Here is a 20,492-nt window from a genome sequence, read left to right as displayed (position 1 = left end):
AACAAGCCGCTGACGGCAGAACCATCAGCGGCGTTTGACGAGGTATTGATACGTGAAGCCCGGGAACGCGAGCACCACGAAGAGACTGAAGGTAATGGCATAAAACTGCCATTCCTGACTGAAGCGATTGCCGGCGCGCGCTTCGAGCATGAAGCCGAGCGCGCCGACGACGAAGTACAGAACGATCAGCTCGCCGATTCTGATCCAGGCGCTCTTCTTCGCCGCTTTACGCCCCGTCGGCGCGGGAAGCGGCAACGGCACGACGGCGAAGAGGCGCTGATTCAGAAAGGGGATGTTGGCGCCCACGAGCGCCAACAGCACGATGAACCAGCCCGCCGCCGACATTACAGCGGCAGCGTATGCGAGATCGCCTGCAGGCACGCCGTCATCAGCGGACCGGGAACCAGGCCGAGCACCAGCACGGCCAGACCGTTGAACGCGAGCAGCGAACGATTGAATGCACCGGCCACGATCGGCGATGCGTCCTGCGGCGCGTCGAAGTACATCAGCTTCACGATACGCAGATAGTAGAACGCGCCAACCAGCGAAGTCAGGACGGCCAGCACCGCGAGCCACGTGAGGCCAGCGTTCATCGTCGCTTCGAGCACCGCGAGCTTCGCGTAGAAGCCGACCGTCGGCGGAATGCCGGCGAGCGAGAACATCATCACCATCATCACGAACGCGAAGACCGGGCTGCGTTGATTCAGGCCCTTGAAGTCGTCGATCATTTCGGCTTCGAAGTCGCGCCGCGCAAGCAGCATGACCACGCCGAACGTGCCGAGCGTCGTCACGAGATAGATGATGCTGTAGAACATCGCCGAGCTGTATGCGCCCGCCGCGCCCGTCACCTTGCCGTCCACGACGCCCGCGAGCAGGCCGAGCAGCACGAAACCCATGTTGGAGATGGCCGAGTACGCCAGCATCCGCTTGATGTTCCGCTGCACGATACCCGTGATATTGCCGACGATCAGCGACAGCGCCGCGAGAATCACCAGCATTTCCTGCCAGTCCACCGCCAGCGGCAACAGGCCCATCACGAGGAAGCGCAGGCCCCATGCGAACGCCGCGACCTTCGGGCCGCCGCCGGTGAGCAGCGTCATGGCGGTCGGTGCGCCCTGATAGACGTCGGGCACCCACATATGGAACGGCACCGCGCCCATCTTGAACGCCACGCCCGCGACGATGAAGATCACGCCGAAGAGCAGCACTGCGTCGTTGATGCGGCCGGAAGCCACCGCCTTCAACACTTCGTTCAGTTCGAGCGAGCCGGTCGCGCCGTACAGCATCGACACGCCGTAGAGCAGGAAACCGGAAGCAAGCGCGCCGAGCACGTAGTACTTCATCGCCGATTCGTTCGACTGCGGCGCGTCCTTGCGCAGCGCGATGACCGCATACAGCGACAGCGACATCAGTTCCAGACCGAGATACAGCGTCAGGAAGTTGTTGCCCGAAATCATCACGCACTGGCCGAGCAGCGAGAACAGGCCGAGCAGGAAGAAGTCGCCACGGAACAGATCGCGGTCTTCCAGATACTTGCGCGAATAGATGATCGACACCGCGTACCCGAGCGTCACGACCGCTTTCATCGCGCTCGCGAACGGATCGACGATATACATGCGCGTGAAGAAGTAGTGCGGCGTCGGATCGAGCGCGGTGAAGGCGAACCAGACGCCAACGACGATCGTCGACAACAGCGCGATCAGATACGTGACGCGACGGCTCGACGGTCCGAAGATGGTGTCGTTCAACCAGGCCACGACGACCGCGGCCATCAGGACCGCGTCGGGCAACAGCACACTCATAGGGGCGTTTTGCATGATCTTTTAGTTCCTCCGCACGGCGTTACTGAGCCAGCGGCAGCTTGGACTGCGCGACGTGGGAGAGCAGGTTTGCCACCGACTCGTGCATCACGTCGGTGAAGGGCTTCGGATGCAGGCCCATGTAAAGCGTGAACAGCGCGAGCACGACGAGCATGAACATCTCACGCTTGTTGATGTCCGCGAGTTTCGCAACGTGGTCGTTCGCGACCGCGCCGAAGTACACGCGCTTGTACATCCACAGCGTATAGGCCGCGCCGAGAATCAGCGTGAACGTGGCGAGGAAGCCAATCCAGAAGTTGAACTTCACGGCAGCCAGAATCACCATGAATTCACCGACGAAACCCGACGTGCCCGGCAAGCCGCAGTTGGCCATCGCGAACAGCATCGAAAGCGCCGCGAATTTGGGCATCGTGTTGACGACGCCGCCGTAATCCGCGATCTGGCGCGAATGGACGCGGTCATACAGCACGCCGATCGAAAGGAACATCGCGCCCGAGATGAAGCCGTGCGAGATCATCTGGATGATCGCGCCTTCGACACCCAGCTGGCTGAAGATGAAGAAGCCGAGCGTGACGAAGCCCATGTGCGCGATCGACGAATACGCGACGAGCTTCTTCATGTCCGCTTGCACCATCGCCACGAGGCCGATGTAGATCACCGCGATCAGCGACAGCGTGATGACCACGGGAGCGAGAAAGTGGCTCGCGTCCGGAGCGATCGGCAGGGAGAAGCGCAGGAAGCCGTATGCGCCGAGCTTCAGCATGATTGCCGCCAGCACGACGGAGCCGCCCGTCGGCGCTTCGACGTGCGCGTCGGGCAGCCAGGTGTGGACCGGCCACATCGGCACCTTCACGGCGAACGCCAGGAAGAACGCGATGAACAGCAGCACCTGCGGCGTCATGCCGATCTTCGCTGCGTGCCACGTGGCGAGGTCGAACGTGTGCGTCTGCGTGTACAGATACAGCAGCGCGACCAGCATCAGCAGCGAGCCGGCAAGCGTGTACAGGAAGAACTTGAACGCCGCGTACACACGGTTCGGTCCGCCCCACACGCCGATGATGATGTACATCGGAATCAGCGTGGCTTCGAAGAACACGTAGAACAGCATGCCGTCGGCCGTCGAGAACACGCCGATCATGATGCCCGAGAGGATCAGGAAGGCGGCGAAGTACTGCGACACGCGCTCGGTGATCACTTCCCATCCGGCGATCACGACGATGACGGTGATCAGCGCGGTCAGCACGACGAACCACATCGAGATGCCGTCCACGCCCAGGTGATACGTGATGCTGAACCGCTCGATCCAGTTCGCCTGTTCGACGAACTGCAACGCGGCGGTCGACGAATCGAAGCCGGTGATCAGCGGAATGGTGACGATCAAACCGAGAACCGAGCCGATCAGCGCGACCCAGCGCGCGGGCGCCGGGTTGCGGTCATTGCCTACAGCGAGAACCAGGAGGCCGAATACGATCGGCAACCAGATCGCGACACTGAGAATCGGAAAAGAGTGCATGGGGTCCCTCGCCTTATTTGCCGCCGAGCGTTACAAACAGGGTCAACAGCCCCAACATGCCGATAATCATGGCGAACGCGTAGTGATAGATGTAACCGGATTGAAGGAAGCGGATGACACCGGCGAACCAGCCGACGAATCGCGCACTGCCATTGACGATGCCGTCGATGACCACCACATCGCCCTCTTTCCACAGGCCGCGGCCGATGGCGATGGCGCCCTTCGCGAAGACCACTTCGTTGATTTTGTCGAAGTAGTACTTGTTGTCGAGCAGCGTGTAGATCGGGCCGAAGCGGCGGCGGATGACCGGCGGCAGATCCGGGCGCTTCATGTACAGGAACCACGCGACGACCACGCCCGCGAGCGCCAGCCACACCGGCAAGCCGGAGACCGAATGCAGGCTCATCGCGAACCAGCCGTGGAATTCCTCGGCCATTTCGTGCATGCCTTCGTGGTTCTCGGCGATGTAGATCACCTTATCGAACACGACGCCGTGCGAGAAGAAGTCGCCGAACAGCATCGGACCGATCATGATCGCGCCGATCACGACCGACGGAATCGCGAGCAGGATCAACGGCAGCGTGACGACCCACGGGCTTTCGTGCGGCTCGTGCGCGTGGCCGTGACCGTGGTCATCGTGACCGTGACCGTGGCCGTGCGCTGCTTCTTCGGCGCCCATCGGCGACTCGGGGTGTTTCGGACCGCGGAAACGCTCCTTGCCGTGGAACACCATGAAATACATGCGGAACGAGTACAGCGCCGTGACGAACACGCTCGCCACCACCGCGAAGTACGCAAAGCCAGAACCCGGCAGATGCGAGAGCTTCACTGCATCGATGATCGAGTCTTTCGAGTAGAAGCCCGAGAAGAACGGCGTGCCGATCAGCGCGAGCGAACCGAGCAGCGACGTGATCCACGTGATCGGCATGTACTTGGCCAGGCCGCCCATGTTGCGCATGTCCTGATCGTGGTGCATGCCGATGATGACCGAGCCCGCGCCGAGGAACAGCAGCGCCTTGAAGAACGCGTGCGTGCCCAGATGGAACACGGCGACCGGATACGCCGATACGCCGAGCGCGACCGTCATGTAGCCGAGTTGCGAAAGCGTCGAATAAGCGACGACACGCTTGATGTCGTTTTGCACCACGCCGAGGAAGCCCATGAACAGGGCCGTAATCGCACCGATGACGGTCACGAACGACAGTGCCGCATCCGAATGCTCGAACAGCGGCGACATGCGCGTCACCATGAAGATGCCGGCGGTCACCATCGTCGCCGCGTGAATCAGCGCGGAGATCGGCGTCGGGCCTTCCATCGAATCAGGCAGCCACACGTGCAGCGGGAACTGCGCGGACTTGCCCATCGCGCCGATGAACAGGCAGATGCACGCCACCGTCAGCAGACCCCAGCTCGTGCCAGGGAATTGCATGCTCGCGAGCTTGTCGCCTTGCGCGAAGACATCGCCATAGTTGAGCGAGCCGGCGAACGCGAGCAACAAGCCGATGCCCAGCAGAAAGCCGAAGTCGCCGACGCGGTTTACGAGGAACGCCTTCAGGTTCGCGTAAATGGCGCTTTCACGCGTGTAGTAGAAGCCGATCAGCAGGTACGACACGAGACCCACCGCTTCCCAGCCGAAGAACAGCTGCAGGAAGTTGTTGCTCATGACGAGCATCAGCATCGAGAACGTGAAGAGCGAAATGTACGAGAAGAACCGCTGGTAGCCGTCCTCTTCGGCCATGTAGCCGATGGTGTAGATGTGGACCATCAGCGAGACGAAGGTGACGATGACGATCATCATCGCGGTGAGCGAGTCGACCAGGAAGCCGACTTCCATCTTCAGCGAGCCGAGCGACAGCCACTGATAGATGGTCCCGTTGAAGCTGGCGCCCTTCATCACGTCGGCGTAGACGATCGCCGACAGGATGAACGAGATGAAGACGCCGAGAATGGTCACGCGATGCGCGCCCTTGCGCCCGATGGCCTTCCCGAGCAGCCCGGCGATCAGCGAGCCCGCGAGCGGCGCAAGCGGGATCGCAAGCAGTAGGTTTTCGTTGAGTGTCGTGGACATAACAGCCTAGCCTGAAATTAACCTTTGAGCTGATCGAGATCCTCGACGTTGATCGTGTCGAGGCTACGGAACAGGGTCACGAGAATCGCGAGACCGATCGCGGCTTCGGCGGCGGCCACGGTCAGGACGAAGAACACGAAAATCTGGCCGTGCACGTCGCCCAGATAGTGCGAGAACGCGACGAAATTGGTGTTCACCGCGAGCAGCATCAGCTCGATGGCCATCAAGATGATGATCACGTTGCGGCGGTTCAGGAAGATCCCGACGATGCTGATCGCGAACAGGATCGCGCCGAGCACCAGGTAATGAGCAAGACTCAACATGTTTAGATTTCTCCTCTGCGCTCAGCCTTTGTTGTCGACGGTGCCCGCGCCGACATTGCCGGTCACGGCGGGCTCGACAGACGCGTCCGGCGCCTGCTTCTCGGCTTGCATCTTCACGAGGCGCACGCGGTCTTCGCGGCGCACCTTGACCTGCTCGCTGACGGTTTGTGTCTTCTTGTCCTTCTTGTCGCGGATGGTGAGCGAAATCGCCGCGATGATCGCGACGAGCAGCACGAGGCCCGCGATTTCGAACGCGAAAATGTAATCGGTGTAGATGACCTTGCCGATGAGTTGCGTGTTCGGCATGACCGCCGCTCCGCCGACGCCCGCGCCCGCTGCCGCATCACGCAGCGGCGCGAAGGTGTCCCCGTAGCCGTGCCACAGGATCAGCGCCGTCTCGATCACGATGATCGCGCCGACGATGGTCGCGAGCGGCACGAAGCGCCGGAAGTCGCGTCGCAGCACGTCGATGTTGATGTCCAGCATCATCACGACGAACAGGAACAGCACCATCACGGCGCCGACATACACGAGAACCAGCAGGATCGCGAGGAATTCGGCTTGCAGCAGCATCCAGATCGCGGCCGCGTTGAAGAACGCGAGCACGAGAAAAAGCGCGGACGACACCGGATTGCGCGAAGTGATCACCTTCAGCGCGGACACGGTCAGCAGCAGCGCGAAGATATAGAACAGTACGGTTGTGAATTCCATGATTACCGGTTCATCGTTAGGCCATCATCAGGCATGGTGTGTCGGCGCGCGTTTCTCTTCACGTGCGCCGACAGCAAAGCAGAATCGCTTCGTGTTCGAAGCCGGTTTGCGCGAAAGCATGACGCCTGGTTCTTCCGCGCGGCGCCGGCACCGAACTCGCATCAACGGTAAGGAGCGTCAGCCGCCTTCGATGCGGCGATTTCCTTCTCGTAACGATCGCCCACTGCAAGCAGCATGTCCTTCGTGAAATACAGATCGCCGCGTTTTTCGCCGTGATACTCGAGGATGTGCGTCTCGACGATCGAATCGACCGGGCAGCTTTCTTCACAGAAGCCGCAGAAGATGCACTTGGTCAGGTCGATGTCGTAGCGCGTCGTGCGGCGGGTGTTGTCCGCGCGCGTTTCCGATTCGATGGTGATCGCGAGCGCCGGGCATACCGCTTCGCACAGCTTGCACGCGATGCAGCGCTCTTCGCCGTTCTCGTAGCGGCGCAGCGCATGCAACCCGCGGAAGCGCGGCGAAACCGGCGTCTTTTCTTCCGGGAACTGCACGGTGATCTTGCGCTGGAACGTGTAACGTCCCGTCAGCGCCAGACCCTTCAGCAGCTCGGTCAGGAAGAAGGTCTTAAAGAAGTTCTGAATGGCATTCATGATGATTTTCGTCCGCTCTTTCGCCGTTACTTCCAGATGTTGAGCGGCGACATGATCCAGAAGCCGACCACGACCACCCACACGACCGACACCGGCAGGAACACTTTCCAGCCGAGACGCATGATCTGGTCATAGCGGTAACGTGGGAAAGTCGCGCGCGCCCAGATGAAAATCGACAGCAGCAAGAAGACTTTCAGCACGAGCCAGAAGACGCCGGGAATGAACGACAGGAAGCCGAACGGTGCATCCCAGCCGCCCAGAAACAGCGTCGCCGCGATCGCCGAAATCACAATCATGTTGATGTATTCGGCCAGGAAGAACAGCGCGAACGCCATGCCCGAATAGTCGATCATGTGACCCGCGACGATCTCCGATTCGCCTTCCACCACGTCGAAGGGGTGACGGTTCGTTTCGGCGATGCCCGAGATGAAGTACACGACGAACATCGGCAACAGCGGCAGCCAGTTCCACGACAGGAAGTTCACGCCGAAGCCCGCAAAGATGCCGCGCTGCTGCGAAGCGACGATGTCCGACATGTTCAGCGTGCCGGCGACCATCAACACCACGACCAGCGCGAAGCCCATCGAGATTTCGTAGGACACCATCTGCGCGGCCGCGCGCATTGCGCCGAGGAACGCGTACTTCGAGTTCGACGCCCAGCCCGCGAGAATCACGCCGTATACGCCGATCGACGAGATCGCCATGATGTACAGCAGGCCCGCGTTGATGTTGCCGAGCACGGCCTTCGCCTGGAAAGGAATGACCGCCCACACGGCGAATGCCGGAACCACGGTCATGATCGGCGCAATCACGTAGATCCATTTGCTGGCCTGCGTCGGCTGAATGACTTCCTTCAGCAGCAGCTTCAGCACGTCGGCAATCGGCTGCAACAGGCCAGCCGGGCCGACGCGGTTCGGTCCGAGACGCACGTGCATCCAGCCGATGAGCTTGCGCTCCCAGAGAATCAGGTACGCGACGCACAGCAGGATCACCACCGCGACGACGACGATGCGCACGAGCGCCCACACGGTCGGCCATGCAACGCCAAGAAGCTGCGTGCCGCCTGCGTTGATCGTATCGAACAAGCCCATTACGCCTTCTCCACTACCAGTTCACCGAACAGGCCGCCGAGTGCCGCACCAGCTGCCGTCGCGGCCGGCACGCGGACCACCGATTCAGCCAGATTCGCGTCACGGACCGCGGGCAGCACCACCGACAGGTTGCCTTGCTTGACACGCACCGCGTCGCCGTCCTTCAGGCCGAGCTTGTCGAAGAGCGTCGTCGGCAGGCCGGCTACATTCGCGTCGCGCGCTGCTGCAGTTAGATGCAGCGACGGCGCGCGACGCACGAGCGCGTCGGCGTGATAGATCGGCACATCGGCGAGACGCTCGAAGCCGCCCTTCACCGCGATGTTCGACGCTGCGCGCTTAGCCGCGACCGTCGTCTTGTTCGACAGGCGCGTGGTCAGATCACCCGTGCCGAGCGCCGCGATGCGTACTTCCTCGGCGGTGTCGAACTCGAAGCCCGGCAGGCCGAGCATCGTGCCGAGCACGCGCAGCACCTTCCAGCCCGGACGCGTATCGCCCAGACCGCGCACGACGCCGTTGAACGACTGAGCCGTGCCTTCCGCGTTGACGAACGTGCCCGATGTTTCCGTGAACGGCGCGATGGGCAGCAGCACGTCCGCATACTCCATGCCGTGTCTGAACGGCGACATCACGACGACCATTTCCGCTGACTTCAGCGCGGCGATGGCTTGCGCCGGGTCGGCCGTGTCGAATTCCGGCTCCGCGTTCAGCAGCACGTAGCCCTTGCGCGGTTGTTCGAAAACTTCGCGTGCATTGAGGCCGCCTTCGCCGGGCAATGCGTCGACGAGATAAGCGCCGACCGAGTTTGCACCTTCGGTCAGGAAGCCGAAGCTCGCGCCGGTGTTATCGGCGATCCACTGCGCCGCCGCTTGAATCTGCGCGAAATCAGGATGTTGAACCGCGACATTGCCGAGCAGCACGACGCGCTTCTCGCCCGCCGACAGCGACGCAGCAACGTCCTTTGCCGCAGCCGATGCTTCGCGGCCCGCGAACGCCTCGGGCAACGCGACGCCGCGCGCCTCGGAGACCGCCGCCGCGATACCGGCCAGTTGATCCAGCCATGCCGACGGCGCCGCCACCAGGCGATGCGCGGTCGGGATCAGCGAATCGTCGTTGCTCGCGTTGAGGAACGTCAGTTTCGCGCCGTTCTTAGCTGCCTGACGCAGACGCGCGGCGAAGAGCGGATGATCGCGGCGCAGGAACGAGCCGATCACGAACGCGGTGTCCACGTTCGACAGATCCGCGATCTTGATGCCGAGCCACGGCGCGCCCACGCCGACCGGCGCGGAGAAGTCGCTCTGACGCAGACGGAAGTCGATGTTCGGCGTGCCGACGCCTTCAGTCAGCGCCTTCAGCAGGTGCAGTTCTTCGATCGTGCTATGCGGCGTCGCGAGCGCGGCGATGGCGTTCGCGCCATGATCCGCCTTGATGCCCTTGATGCCCTTCGCCACGTATTCGAGCGCGGTCTGCCAGTCGGTTTCGATCCAGTTGCCGCCCTGCTTCAGCATCGGCGTGGTGAGACGCTCGTCGCTGTTCAGGCCTTCGTACGAAAAGCGGTCCTTGTCCGAGATCCAGCATTCGTTGATGGCTTCGTTTTCCATCGGCAGAACGCGCATCACGCGGTTGTTCTTCACCTGGACGACCAGGTTCGCGCCGACGGAATCATGCGGACTCACCGACTTGCGGCGCGACAATTCCCACGTCCGCGCGCTGTAGCGGAACGGCTTGCTCGTGAGCGCACCGACCGGGCACAGGTCGATCATGTTGCCGGACAGTTCGGAATCCACCGTCTTGCCGACGAACGACGTGATCTCCGAATGCTCGCCGCGGCCCAGCATGCCGAGTTCCATCACGCCCGCGACTTCCTGGCCGAAGCGCACGCAGCGGGTGCAGTGGATGCAGCGCGTCATCTCTTCCATCGAGATGAGCGGACCGACGTTCTTGTGGAACACGACGCGCTTTTCTTCGCTATAGCGTGATTGCGACTTGCCGTAACCGACCGCCAGATCCTGCAACTGGCACTCGCCGCCCTGATCGCAGATCGGGCAATCGAGCGGATGGTTGATCAGCAGGAATTCCATCACCGACTGCTGGGCCTTCACGGCCTTGTCGGACGTCGTGCGCACGACCATGCCCGCGGACACGGGGGTCGCGCACGCGGGGACGGCCTTCGGCATCTTCTCGACTTCGACGAGGCACATCCGGCAGTTCGCCGCGATCGACAGCTTCTTGTGATAGCAGAAGTGAGGAATGTACGTATCAACCTTATGCGCAGCCTGGATCACCATGCTGCCTTCGGGCACCTCGACCGTCTTGCCGTCAATTTCTAGTTCAACCATGATGGGAAATGGTCCTCAACCTCTTTCGCGCAACTGACTTGTGCGCCTGATTACGCGGTAAGCGCTTCGGACGCCGCATGATGCGCGTGCCCGCCGACGAGACAGTGCTTGTGCTCGACGTGATATTCGAATTCGTTCCAGAAGTGCTTCAGCATGCCGCGCACCGGCATCGCCGCCGCATCGCCGAGCGCACAAATGGTGCGGCCCATGATGTTTTCGGCGACCGAGTTCAGGAGATCCAGATCTTCCTTGCGCCCGAGACCATGCTCGATGCGATGCACGACGCGATAAAGCCAGCCTGTGCCCTCGCGGCAAGGCGTGCACTGGCCGCATGACTCTTCGTAATAGAAGTACGACAGGCGCAACAGCGAGCGCACCATGCAGCGCGTTTCGTTCATGACGATGACCGCGCCCGAGCCCAGCATCGAACCGGCTTTGGCGATCGAATCGTAGTCCATGTCGGTGGCGAGCATCATCTCGCCAGGCACGACCGGCGCGGACGAACCGCCCGGAATCACCGCCTTCACCGAGTTGCCGCGCACGCCGCCGGCGAGTTCCATCAGCGTCGAGAACGGCGTGCCGAGCGGAATTTCGTAGTTGCCCGGACGGTTCACATCGCCCGACACCGAGAAAATCTTCGTGCCGCCGTTGTTCGGCTTGCCGAGTTCCAGATAATTCTGCGGGCCGATTTCCAGCAGGAACGGCACCGCCGCGAACGTTTCGGTGTTGTTGATCGTGGTCGGCTTGCCGTACACGCCGAAGCTCGCCGGGAACGGCGGCTTGAAGCGCGGCTGGCCCTTCTTGCCTTCGAGCGATTCGAGCAGCGCCGTTTCTTCGCCGCAGATGTACGCGCCGTAACCATGATGCGCGTAAAGCTCGAACGAGAAGCCCGAGCCGAGAATGTTCGCGCCGAGATAACCGGCCGCGCGCGCTTCTTCGAGTGCCGCTTCGAACACGCGGTAGACCTCGAAGATCTCGCCGTGGATGTAGTTATAGCCGACGGTGATGCCCATTGCGTACGCGCCGATGGCCATGCCTTCGATCAGCGAGTGCGGATTCCAGCGCAGGATATCGCGGTCCTTGAACGTGCCCGGCTCGCCCTCGTCCGAGTTGCAAACGAGATACTTCTGCCCCGGAAACTGGCGCGGCATGAAGCTCCACTTCAGGCCGGTCGGGAAGCCCGCACCGCCACGGCCGCGCAGACCCGACGCCTTGACGTCGGCGATCACCTGCTCCGGCGGAATCTTCTCTTCGAGGATGCGGCGCAGTTGCTTGTAGCCGCCGCGCGCAACGTAATCTTCAAGATGCCAGTTCTCGCCGTTGAGGCCGGCGAGGATCAGCGGCTTGATGTGACGATCGTGGAGAGACGTCATTTCGAAAGTTCCTCGATCAACTGGTCGATCTTCTCGCGGCTCATGAAGCTGCACATGCGGTGATTGTTCACCAGCATCACCGGCGCATCGCCGCACGAACCGAAGCACTCGCCTTCCTTCAGCGTGAACTTGCCGTCGGGCGTGGTCTCGCCGAAATCGATGCCGAGCTTCTGCTTCAGATACTGCGCCGCGCTGTCGGAGCCGCCATCCGGGCCCAACTGGCAAGGCAGGTTCGTGCAGAGCGTGATCTTGTGCTTACCGACCGGCGCCAGCTCGTACATCGTGTAGAAGGTGGCGACTTCCTGTACGGCAACAGGCGGCATGCCCAGATAGTCGGCGACGAACTTCATCAGTTCCGGCGACAGCCATCCGTGTTCCTCCTGCGCGACAGCGAGCGCAGCCATCACCGCCGACTGCTTTTGCTCGGCGGGATACTTCGCGATCGCACGATCGATTTCTTTGAGGCCTTCAGCTGAGATCATTTTCAGACACGACTCTTTCAATTCCTACCGAACGAAAACCTGCCGCGACCATCTTATTGCAGCAGACCTGGCGTCCTGCGGTTTCCTGTAATTGCTTCTACGCTTCCCGCTTCGATTCACCGCGACGGCGGCTCGACGAGCACGCCGTGCTTGCAGCGGGCGGATGGATCAGCGATCGATCTCGCCGAACACGATGTCTTGCGTACCGATGATCGTCACGGCGTCGGCGATCATGTGGCCGCGCGCCATTTCGTCGAGCGAGGCGAGGTGTGCATAACCGGGCGCGCGGATCTTCAGGCGGTACGGCTTGTTCGCGCCGTCCGAGACCAGATAGATGCCGAACTCGCCCTTCGGATGCTCGATCGCGGCGTACGTCTCGCCTTCCGGCACATGGAAGCCTTCGGTAAAGAGCTTGAAGTGGTGAATCAGCTCTTCCATGTTGCTCTTCATGCCGACACGCGACGGCGGCGCAACCTTGTGATTATCGATCATCACAGGGCCGGGATTCGCGCGCAGCCAGGCAATGCACTGTTTGGCGATACGCGTGGATTGACGCATTTCTTCGACGCGCACCAGATAGCGGTCATAGCAATCGCCATTCACGCCGACGGGGATGTCGAAGTCGAGCTGATCGTAGACTTCGTACGGCTGCTTCTTGCGCAGGTCCCATTCGATGCCCGAACCGCGCAGCATCGCGCCGCTCATGCCGAGCTGCAATGCGCGCTCGGGGCTGACCACGCCGATGCCGACCAGACGCTGCTTCCAGATGCGGTTGTCGGTGAGCAGCGTTTCGTACTCGTCGACATGACCGGGGAAACGCGTGAAGAAGTCGTCGATGAAGTCGAGCAGCGAACCCTGGCGGTTCTCGTTCATCCTCTCGAGTGCCTTCGCGTTGCGAATCTTCGAGACCTTGTATTGCGGCATCGCGTCCGGCAAATCGCGATACACGCCGCCCGGACGATAGTAGGCCGCGTGCATGCGCGCGCCGGATACCGCCTCGTAGACGTCCATCAGGTCTTCGCGCTCGCGGAACGCGTAAAGGAACACGGCCATCGCGCCGACGTCGAGCGCGTGCGAGCCGATCCACATCAGGTGGTTCAGCACGCGCGTGATTTCATCGAACAGCACGCGGATGTATTTCGCGCGCACCGGCACGTCGATACCGAGCAGCTTCTCGATGGCGAGCACGTAAGCATGCTCGTTACACATCATCGACACGTAGTCGAGACGGTCCATGTACGGCACGGACTGAATGAACGTCTTGGTTTCCGCGAGCTTCTCGGTCGCGCGATGCAGCAGGCCGATATGCGGATCGGCGCGCTGGATCACTTCGCCGTCCAGTTCCAGCACGAGGCGCAACACGCCGTGTGCGGCAGGGTGCTGCGGGCCAAAATTCAGCGTGTAATTCTTGATCTCTGCCATGACGCTCTCTTAATGTTTCAGGCCACCGTAGCGATCTTCGCGAATCACGCGCGGCGTAATCTCGCGCGGCTCGATCGTCACGGGCTGATACACGACGCGCTTCTCTTCCGGGTCATAACGCATCTCGACGAAACCACTCACCGGGAAGTCCTTGCGGAACGGATGGCCGATAAAGCCATAGTCCGTGAGAATGCGGCGCAGATCGGGGTGGCCTTCGAACACGATGCCGTAGAGGTCGAATGCCTCGCGCTCGTACCAGTTGGCCGACGACCACACGTCGACCACCGACGGGACGATCGGCACGTCGTCGTCCGGTGCGAATACGCGCACACGCACGCGCCAGTTGTTCGACACGGAGAGGAGATGCAGAACGGCTGCGAAGCGCGGGCCTTCGTAGGCGCCGTCGCCATAGGTCGAATAGTCGACGCCGGCGAGGTCCATCAACTGCTCGAAACCGAGCGAGCGATCGTCACGCAGCCGGGTTGCGACTTCGAGGTAATCGGCCGCCTTCACGACGACCGTCAACTGACCCAGCGACTCGGTGATGCTCTGGAGACGGCCGCCAAACGCCGTCTCGAGGTTCGCCTTCAGGGTCTCGAGTTTGCTTGCCATAGTTGGGGAGGCTCAGGCCTTTATTGACGGGCGATGGTGTTGGTGCGGCGAATCTTCGCCTGCAACTGGATCACGCCGTAGACCAGTGCTTCGGCCGTGGGAGGACAGCCGGGAACGTAGACATCGACCGGGACGATTCGGTCGCAGCCGCGCACGACGGAGTACGAGTAGTGGTAATAGCCGCCACCGTTCGCGCACGAACCCATCGAGATGACCCAGCGAGGCTCGGCCATCTGGTCGTACACCTTACGAAGCGCGGGCGCCATCTTGTTGCATAACGTGCCGGCGACGATCATCACGTCAGACTGACGCGGACTCGGGCGAAACACCACGCCGAAGCGGTCCAGGTCGTAGCGGGCCGCGCCCGCATGCATCATCTCGACCGCGCAGCACGCGAGACCGAACGTCATCGGCCACAACGAGCCGGTGCGCGTCCAGTTGATCAGCTTGTCAGCCGTGGTGGTGACAAAGCCTTCCTTCAAGACCCCTTCGATACTCATTTGATTTCCACTCCAGATGAGCAGCCAGCCAAAGCCGCCCATGAATCCGGTGATCTACCCGTTACTCCCAGTCGAGGCCGCCCTTTCTCCAGATGTAGGCGAAGCCGAGCAGGAATTCGAGCAGAAAGATCATCATGGCCATGAAGCCGGGCCAGCCGATATCACGCAGAGCCACGCCCCACGGAAACAGGAACGCCGTCTCAAGGTCGAAAATGATGAAAAGAATTGCGACGAGATAGTAACGCACATCGAACTTCATACGGGCGTCTTCGAAGGCTTCGAAGCCGCACTCGTAAGGCGCGTTCTTTTCGGTGTCAGGCTTGCTGGGACCGAGAATCTTGCCGATGCTGACCAACGCTATACCTAAACCAAGGCCCACCACGAGGAACAAGAAGACGGGGTAATAGGGTGCGAGGTTCAAGGCTATCCTCAGATCGGTAGGTTCGGTCAGTCGATGATTGGGCGCTTCTGCCGGGACAGACCACCCGGCGACGGAACTCACTTGGGACCACTCACGATGCCACGCGGCAGCATAAGGGTACTCCAGAAGTGACAATGCCAGCCGAAGCGAAGCAAGCGGCTGGCATTGGATAACTTTTGGTGCCGACGGCGAGACTCGAACTCGCACAGCTTTCGCCACTACCCCCTCAAGATAGCGTGTCTACCAATTTCACCACGTCGGCACTGTACTGCAATCCGGGAAAACAACTTCTTAATTGCCGCGAATCGCTTCAAGACTTGAATTATAACTAGGCCTCAAGAATTGTTCAACGCATAAAACACGAATTTCGCGAAAAAAGTTCCGGACGTTATTTCGGCACGTCAGTGCCCGGCGCCGCCGATGCGGGAGCCGTTGCGGCCGGTGCCGACGCACCCGAAGCGGGCGCCGATGCAGCGGGAGCGGTGCCGCCCAGCACGCCAGCCGAGGTCTGCGGCTTGTAGCTGCCGAGATAGGTCAACGCAAGCGTCGTGATGAAGAAGATCGCCGCGAGGACGGCGGTCGTGCGCGAGAGGAAGTTCGCCGATCCGGTCGCGCCGAACAGGCTTCCCGATGCCCCGCTGCCGAACGCCGCGCCCATGTCTGCGCCCTTGCCGTGTTGCAGCAGCACGAGCCCGATAACGCCAAGCGCCGACAGCAACTGGACGACGATAATCAATGTCTTCAAATACAGCATTTAAACTCACCTAGATCTTGATGTTTCCGTGACACTCACGTGCCGCGACTTACTCTTTCTACTGCCCTGCGTCCGGCCGCTTATCGCGTCGCGGTGTGCGCCGCCTGGCAGATCGCAAGAAAATCTTTCGACTTCAGCGACGCGCCGCCAATCAGCCCGCCGTCGATGTCCCGTTGCCCGAACAATTCCTGCGCGTTCTCGGGCTTCACGCTGCCGCCATACAACACCGGCACGTTCGCTACCGCTTCGCCCTTCTCGGCCAGCTTGCCGCGCACGAAGGCGTGAACGCCCTGCGCCTGCTCGGCCGTCGCGCTCTTGCCCGTGCCGATCGCCCACACCGGTTCATAGGCGATGACGATGCGCGCCGCTTCCTCCTCGCTCAACATAAGCAGCACGGCGTCCAGTTGCGCGCCGATGACTTGCTCCGTCGCGCCCGATTCGCGCTCTTCGAGCGTTTCGCCGATACAGACGATCGGTGTCAAACCCGCTTCCAGCGCACGACGCGCCTTCGCCGCGACGAGCTCGGGCGTTTCGCGATGATACGCGCGCCGCTCCGAATGCCCGACGATCGCATAGGTCGCGCCGAAATCGGCCGCCATTTCTGCAGCGACTTCACCGGTGTAGGCGCCTTGCGCATGCGCCGAAATATCCTGCACGCCCCAGCGCAACAGCGAGCCGGAAAGCAGCGCCTGCGATTGCGCGAGATACGGGCACGGCACGCACACGCCGACACTCACGCCATTCTGCAAAGCCGATGCGCCTGCGGCGACTTCGGTCAGCAGGGCCGCGTTGTCCTTGATGCGACCATGCATCTTCCAGTTGCCCACCACCAGTTTTGCTCGTTCTCTAAACATTGTCTCGTCGCTCGGCGGCTTTCGACAGCCGCCTTCTTAGTCGATCAGACGGCCTCTCGATACGGAAGCCGCCCTGTTATTGGAATGAAGCGCTGTGAACTGCAAACTGCTTACAAAACAGGCGATTTTACTGTGATACGGCGAAACCGGTCAAACCGCCAAAGCCGCTGCCGTTGCATCGCGCTGTCACGCGTTCTCCCGCCAGTCGAGCACGATCTTGCCAACGTGGGTGCTGCTCTCCATCAACGCATGGGCGGCCGCCGCCTCGGCCGCCGGAAATACCTGGTGGATCACCGGCTTGATGCGTCCCGCTTCGATCTCCGGCCACACGCGCTCCTTCAGCTTCGCGGCGATCTTCGCCTTGAACGCAACAGGACGCGGGCGCAGCGTCGAGCCGGTGATAACGAGCCGGCGGCGCAAAATATCGTTCAGATTGATCTCCGCCTTCGCACCGCCGAGCAGCGCGATCACGCAGATGCGGCCGCCGTCGGCCAGCGCCTTCAGCTCGCGCGGCAGATAGTCGCCGGCGACCATATCGAGAATGACGTCGACGCCGCGATCGTTCGTCAGCGACTTCACCACTTCGACGAAATCTTCCGTCTTGTAGTTGATCGCGCGCTCCGCGCCGAGCGATTCGCACGCGCGGCACTTTTCGTCGCTGCCGGCGGTGGCGAACACGCGGAAACCGAGCGCCCGCGCAATCTGAATCGCCGTCACGCCGATACCGCTCGATCCGCCCTGCACGAGCAGCGTCTCCTCCTCACCGTTCTCGCCAGCGCCGAGATGCGCGCGCTCGAACACGTTGCTCCATACGGTGAAGAACGTCTCGGGCAGCGAGGCCGCTTCGATATCGGAAAGGCCTGCCGGCACCGGCAGGCATTGCTCGATCGGCGCGACCGCGTATTCCGCATAGCCGCCGCCCGCGAGTAGCGCGCACACGCGATCGCCCTTCTTGAGACCGAACGGGTTGTGCTTCGAATCGAAGTCGCCATCGACGATCTCGCCCGCCACTTCCAGCCCCGGCAAATCCGACGCGCCCGGCGGCGGTGCATACGCGCCCTTGCGTTGAAAGACGTCCGGCCGGTTCACGCCCGAAGCCGCGACCTTGATCAGCACTTCGCCCTCGCCCGCTTCGGGCATCGGACGCTCGCCCAGCTTCAGCACTTCGGGTGCGCCGAACTCCGTGATTTCGATGGCCTTCATAGCTTTCCCCTGAATGCGTGGCAGGTTGATCGAATGACGCTACGGCTCGAATTGGATGGCAGTGCGCACGCGACGCGCGATTCACGCGCCACACTGCCATCGAATCCGATGACGCGTCGGACAATGCATAGCCCGAACGCCGTCATACATGAAAACGGCCGGCTCGCGCATGCGAGCCGGCCGTCGACACATTACCGCATTACTGCTGCGGGTGCGTCGTCTCGGCTGGGGCGCCTTCGTTCAGCAACGCCTTGGCCGACAGACGCACACGGCCCTTCTCGTCCGTCTGGATGACCTTGACCTTCACGATCTGGCCTTCCTTCAGATAGTCGTTGATGTCCTTCACGCGCTCGTTGACGATTTCCGAGATGTGCAGCAGACCGTCCTTGCCCGGCAGGATATTGACGATCGCGCCGAAATCCAGCAGCTTCAGCACCGGACCTTCGTAGATCTGGCCGACTTCCACTTCAGCCGTGATGTTCTCGATGCGCTTCTTCGCCTCGGCCATGCCTTCGGAGCTCGTGCTCGCGATCGTCACCACGCCGTCGTCGGAAATATCGATGGTCGTGTTGGTCTCTTCCGTCAGCGCGCGGATCACCGAACCGCCCTTGCCGATCACGTCGCGGATCTTTTCCGGGTTGATCTTCAGCGTGATCATGCGCGGCGCGAACTCGGACAGTTCCGTGTTCGTGCCCGGCACGGCGCTGGTCATCTTGCCGAGGATGTGCATGCGGCCTTCCTTTGCTTGCGCGAGCGCGACCTGCATGATTTCCTTCGTGATGCCCTGGATCTTGATGTCCATCTGCAGCGCGGTTACGCCTTGCGCCGTTCCGGCCACCTTGAAGTCCATGTCGCCGAGGTGATCTTCGTCGCCGAGGATGTCGGTCAGAACCGCGAACTTGTTGCCTTCGAGAATCAGGCCCATTGCGATGCCCGCGACGTGCGCCTTCATCGGCACGCCGGCGTCCATCAGCGCGAGGCAGCCGCCGCAGACCGAAGCCATCGACGACGAACCGTTCGATTCCGTGATTTCCGACACGACGCGGATCGAGTAGCCGAACTCGTCGGCGCTCGGCAGACACGGGACCAGCGCGCGCTTCGCCAGGCGCCCGTGACCGATTTCGCGGCGCTTCGGCGAACCGACGCGGCCGGTTTCGCCGGTTGCGAACGGGGGCATGTTGTAGTGGAGCATGAAGCGCTCGCGGTACTCGCCTTCGAGCGCGTCGATGTTCTGCTCATCGCCCTTCGTGCCGAGCGTGGCGACGACCAGCGCTTGCGTCTCGCCGCGCGTGAAGAGCGCCGAGCCGTGCGTGCGCGGCAGCACGCCAGTGCGGATTTCGATCGGACGCACCGTGCGCGTGTCGCGGCCGTCGATACGCGGCTCGCCGTTCAGAATCTGCGTACGGACGATCTTCGCTTCGATGTCGAACAGCACGTTGCCGACGGTGGCCGCGTCCGCTGCCGCCGTGCCCGATGCCGCCGCTTCTTCGGTGAGCTTTGCGGACGTCGCTGCGAAGACTTCCTTCAGCTTGGCCGAACGCGCTTGCTTGTTGCGCAGCTGGTAAGCCGCTTCGAGTTCCGGCTTGGCGATTTCGGTCACGCGCGCAATCAGCGCTTCGTTCTTCGGCGCCGGCTGCCAGTCCCATTCCGGCTTGCCGCCGTCGCGCACGAGTTCGTGGATCGCGTCGATCGCGGTTTGCATCTGGTCGTGACCGAACACGACCGCGCCGAGCATCACTTCTTCCGAAAGCTGCTGCGCTTCGGATTCGACCATCAGCACCGCGCGCTCCGTGCCCGCGACAACCAGATCCAGCGCCGATTCCTTCATCTGCGCGCGCGTCGGGTTGAGCACGTATTCGTTGTTGATGTACGCGACGCGTGCGGCGCCGACCGGGCCGTTGAACGGCAGGCCGGAAACGGCCAGCGCTGCGGACGCGCCGATCAGCGCGGGGATGTCCGCCGGGATTTCAGGGTTCAGCGACAGGACGTGGATCACGACCTGCACTTCGTTATAGAAGCCTTCCGGGAACAGCGGACGCAGCGGACGGTCGATCAGGCGCGAGATGAGCGTCTCGCCTTCCGACGGACGGCCTTCGCGGCGGAAGAAGCCGCCGGGGATCTTGCCGGCCGCATAAGTCTTTTCGAGGTAATCGACGGTCAGCGGGAAGAAGTCCTGACCCGGCTTGGCCGTCTTCGCGCCGACGACCGTGGCCAGAACCACGGTGTCTTCCACGTCGACGATGACCGCACCGCTCGCCTGACGCGCGATTTCACCCGTTTCGAGGCGGACGTTGTGTTGTCCCCACTTAAATTCTTTGACGATTTTATTGAACATTGCGACTCCTTCTAGGTTGCGCCG

19 protein-coding genes and 1 tRNA gene are annotated in these 20,492 nt (G+C 61.9%); all 20 read right to left on the bottom strand.

The features are described from left to right. Positions 1 to 24: 24 nt before the first annotated feature. Entirely contained in the window at positions 25 to 345 is a 321-nt protein-coding gene (locus tag AB6804_RS13215) for a DUF2818 family protein (protein ID WP_370886830.1), read from the bottom strand. After that, complete coding sequence (nuoN, locus tag AB6804_RS13210; protein WP_370886802.1) at positions 345 to 1,817, bottom strand: NADH-quinone oxidoreductase subunit NuoN; 1,473 nt, start codon at positions 1,815 to 1,817, stop codon at positions 345 to 347. The genes AB6804_RS13215 and nuoN overlap by 1 nt, the downstream gene beginning before the upstream one ends. A gap of 25 nt (positions 1,818 to 1,842) precedes the next feature. Then, positions 1,843 to 3,333: an NADH-quinone oxidoreductase subunit M gene (locus AB6804_RS13205; RefSeq protein ID WP_035959376.1), complete on the bottom strand. Its 1,491-nt coding sequence runs from the start codon at positions 3,331 to 3,333 to the stop codon at positions 1,843 to 1,845. Positions 3,334 to 3,346: 13 nt separating this feature from the next. Then, the gene (nuoL, locus tag AB6804_RS13200; RefSeq protein WP_370886801.1) at positions 3,347 to 5,401 is read right to left on the bottom strand and encodes an NADH-quinone oxidoreductase subunit L; all 2,055 of its coding nucleotides are present in this window, start codon (positions 5,399 to 5,401) and stop codon (positions 3,347 to 3,349) included. Positions 5,402 to 5,418: 17 nt separating this feature from the next. Continuing rightward, entirely contained in the window at positions 5,419 to 5,724 is a 306-nt protein-coding gene (nuoK, locus tag AB6804_RS13195) for an NADH-quinone oxidoreductase subunit NuoK (protein WP_007588140.1), read from the bottom strand. A 21-nt stretch (positions 5,725 to 5,745) separates the two neighbouring features. Further along, complete coding sequence (locus tag AB6804_RS13190; protein WP_035959378.1) at positions 5,746 to 6,435, bottom strand: NADH-quinone oxidoreductase subunit J; 690 nt, start codon at positions 6,433 to 6,435, stop codon at positions 5,746 to 5,748. A gap of 161 nt (positions 6,436 to 6,596) precedes the next feature. Then, positions 6,597 to 7,085: an NADH-quinone oxidoreductase subunit NuoI gene (nuoI, locus tag AB6804_RS13185; RefSeq protein ID WP_035959380.1), complete on the bottom strand. Its 489-nt coding sequence runs from the start codon at positions 7,083 to 7,085 to the stop codon at positions 6,597 to 6,599. 26 nt (positions 7,086 to 7,111) lie between these two features. Then, positions 7,112 to 8,176: an NADH-quinone oxidoreductase subunit NuoH gene (gene nuoH, locus AB6804_RS13180; protein WP_035959381.1), complete on the bottom strand. Its 1,065-nt coding sequence runs from the start codon at positions 8,174 to 8,176 to the stop codon at positions 7,112 to 7,114. Next, positions 8,176 to 10,512 carry an NADH-quinone oxidoreductase subunit NuoG gene (gene nuoG / locus AB6804_RS13175; protein ID WP_370886800.1) on the bottom strand — a complete coding sequence of 779 codons (2,337 nt, stop codon included), beginning with the start codon at positions 10,510 to 10,512 and terminating at the stop codon, positions 8,176 to 8,178. Before nuoG ends, nuoH begins: the two co-directional genes overlap by 1 nt. Before the next feature lie 50 nt (positions 10,513 to 10,562). Continuing rightward, positions 10,563 to 11,885: an NADH-quinone oxidoreductase subunit NuoF gene (gene nuoF, locus AB6804_RS13170; protein WP_370886799.1), complete on the bottom strand. Its 1,323-nt coding sequence runs from the start codon at positions 11,883 to 11,885 to the stop codon at positions 10,563 to 10,565. Further along, the gene (gene nuoE / locus AB6804_RS13165; protein WP_035959385.1) at positions 11,882 to 12,367 is read right to left on the bottom strand and encodes an NADH-quinone oxidoreductase subunit NuoE; all 486 of its coding nucleotides are present in this window, start codon (positions 12,365 to 12,367) and stop codon (positions 11,882 to 11,884) included. Before nuoE ends, nuoF begins: the two co-directional genes overlap by 4 nt. Before the next feature lie 168 nt (positions 12,368 to 12,535). Continuing rightward, positions 12,536 to 13,789: an NADH-quinone oxidoreductase subunit D gene (locus AB6804_RS13160; protein ID WP_370886798.1), complete on the bottom strand. Its 1,254-nt coding sequence runs from the start codon at positions 13,787 to 13,789 to the stop codon at positions 12,536 to 12,538. Positions 13,790 to 13,798: 9 nt separating this feature from the next. Beyond that, positions 13,799 to 14,401, bottom strand: coding sequence for an NADH-quinone oxidoreductase subunit C (locus AB6804_RS13155; protein ID WP_035959387.1), 603 nt, complete (start codon positions 14,399 to 14,401; stop codon positions 13,799 to 13,801). Between the two features lie 20 nt (positions 14,402 to 14,421). Beyond that, complete coding sequence (locus AB6804_RS13150) at positions 14,422 to 14,901, bottom strand: NADH-quinone oxidoreductase subunit B family protein (protein WP_006052903.1); 480 nt, start codon at positions 14,899 to 14,901, stop codon at positions 14,422 to 14,424. Positions 14,902 to 14,962: 61 nt separating this feature from the next. Next, positions 14,963 to 15,322, bottom strand: coding sequence for an NADH-quinone oxidoreductase subunit A (locus AB6804_RS13145; RefSeq protein ID WP_035959388.1), 360 nt, complete (start codon positions 15,320 to 15,322; stop codon positions 14,963 to 14,965). Positions 15,323 to 15,499: 177 nt separating this feature from the next. Beyond that, a tRNA-Leu gene (locus AB6804_RS13140) sits at positions 15,500 to 15,584 on the bottom strand. Positions 15,585 to 15,710: 126 nt separating this feature from the next. After that, entirely contained in the window at positions 15,711 to 16,076 is a 366-nt protein-coding gene (gene secG / locus AB6804_RS13135; RefSeq protein WP_370886797.1) for a preprotein translocase subunit SecG, read from the bottom strand. An 80-nt stretch (positions 16,077 to 16,156) separates the two neighbouring features. Then, the gene (gene tpiA, locus AB6804_RS13130) at positions 16,157 to 16,930 is read right to left on the bottom strand and encodes a triose-phosphate isomerase (RefSeq protein ID WP_370886796.1); all 774 of its coding nucleotides are present in this window, start codon (positions 16,928 to 16,930) and stop codon (positions 16,157 to 16,159) included. Between the two features lie 186 nt (positions 16,931 to 17,116). Beyond that, on the bottom strand, positions 17,117 to 18,133 hold the full coding sequence (locus tag AB6804_RS13125; RefSeq protein ID WP_370886795.1) for an NAD(P)H-quinone oxidoreductase: 1,017 nt from the start codon (positions 18,131 to 18,133) through the stop codon (positions 17,117 to 17,119). 199 nt (positions 18,134 to 18,332) lie between these two features. Beyond that, positions 18,333 to 20,468 carry a polyribonucleotide nucleotidyltransferase gene (gene pnp, locus AB6804_RS13120; RefSeq protein ID WP_370886794.1) on the bottom strand — a complete coding sequence of 712 codons (2,136 nt, stop codon included), beginning with the start codon at positions 20,466 to 20,468 and terminating at the stop codon, positions 18,333 to 18,335. Between the last annotated feature and the right edge of the window lie 24 nt (positions 20,469 to 20,492).

Origin of the sequence: Caballeronia sp. RCC_10, assembly GCF_041360715.1 — a bacterium.
GTDB classification, from domain to species: Bacteria; Pseudomonadota; Gammaproteobacteria; order Burkholderiales; family Burkholderiaceae; genus Caballeronia; species Caballeronia grimmiae.
Note: the sequence above shows the minus strand (reverse complement) of the source record. Positions and strands in the feature narration are given on the sequence as shown.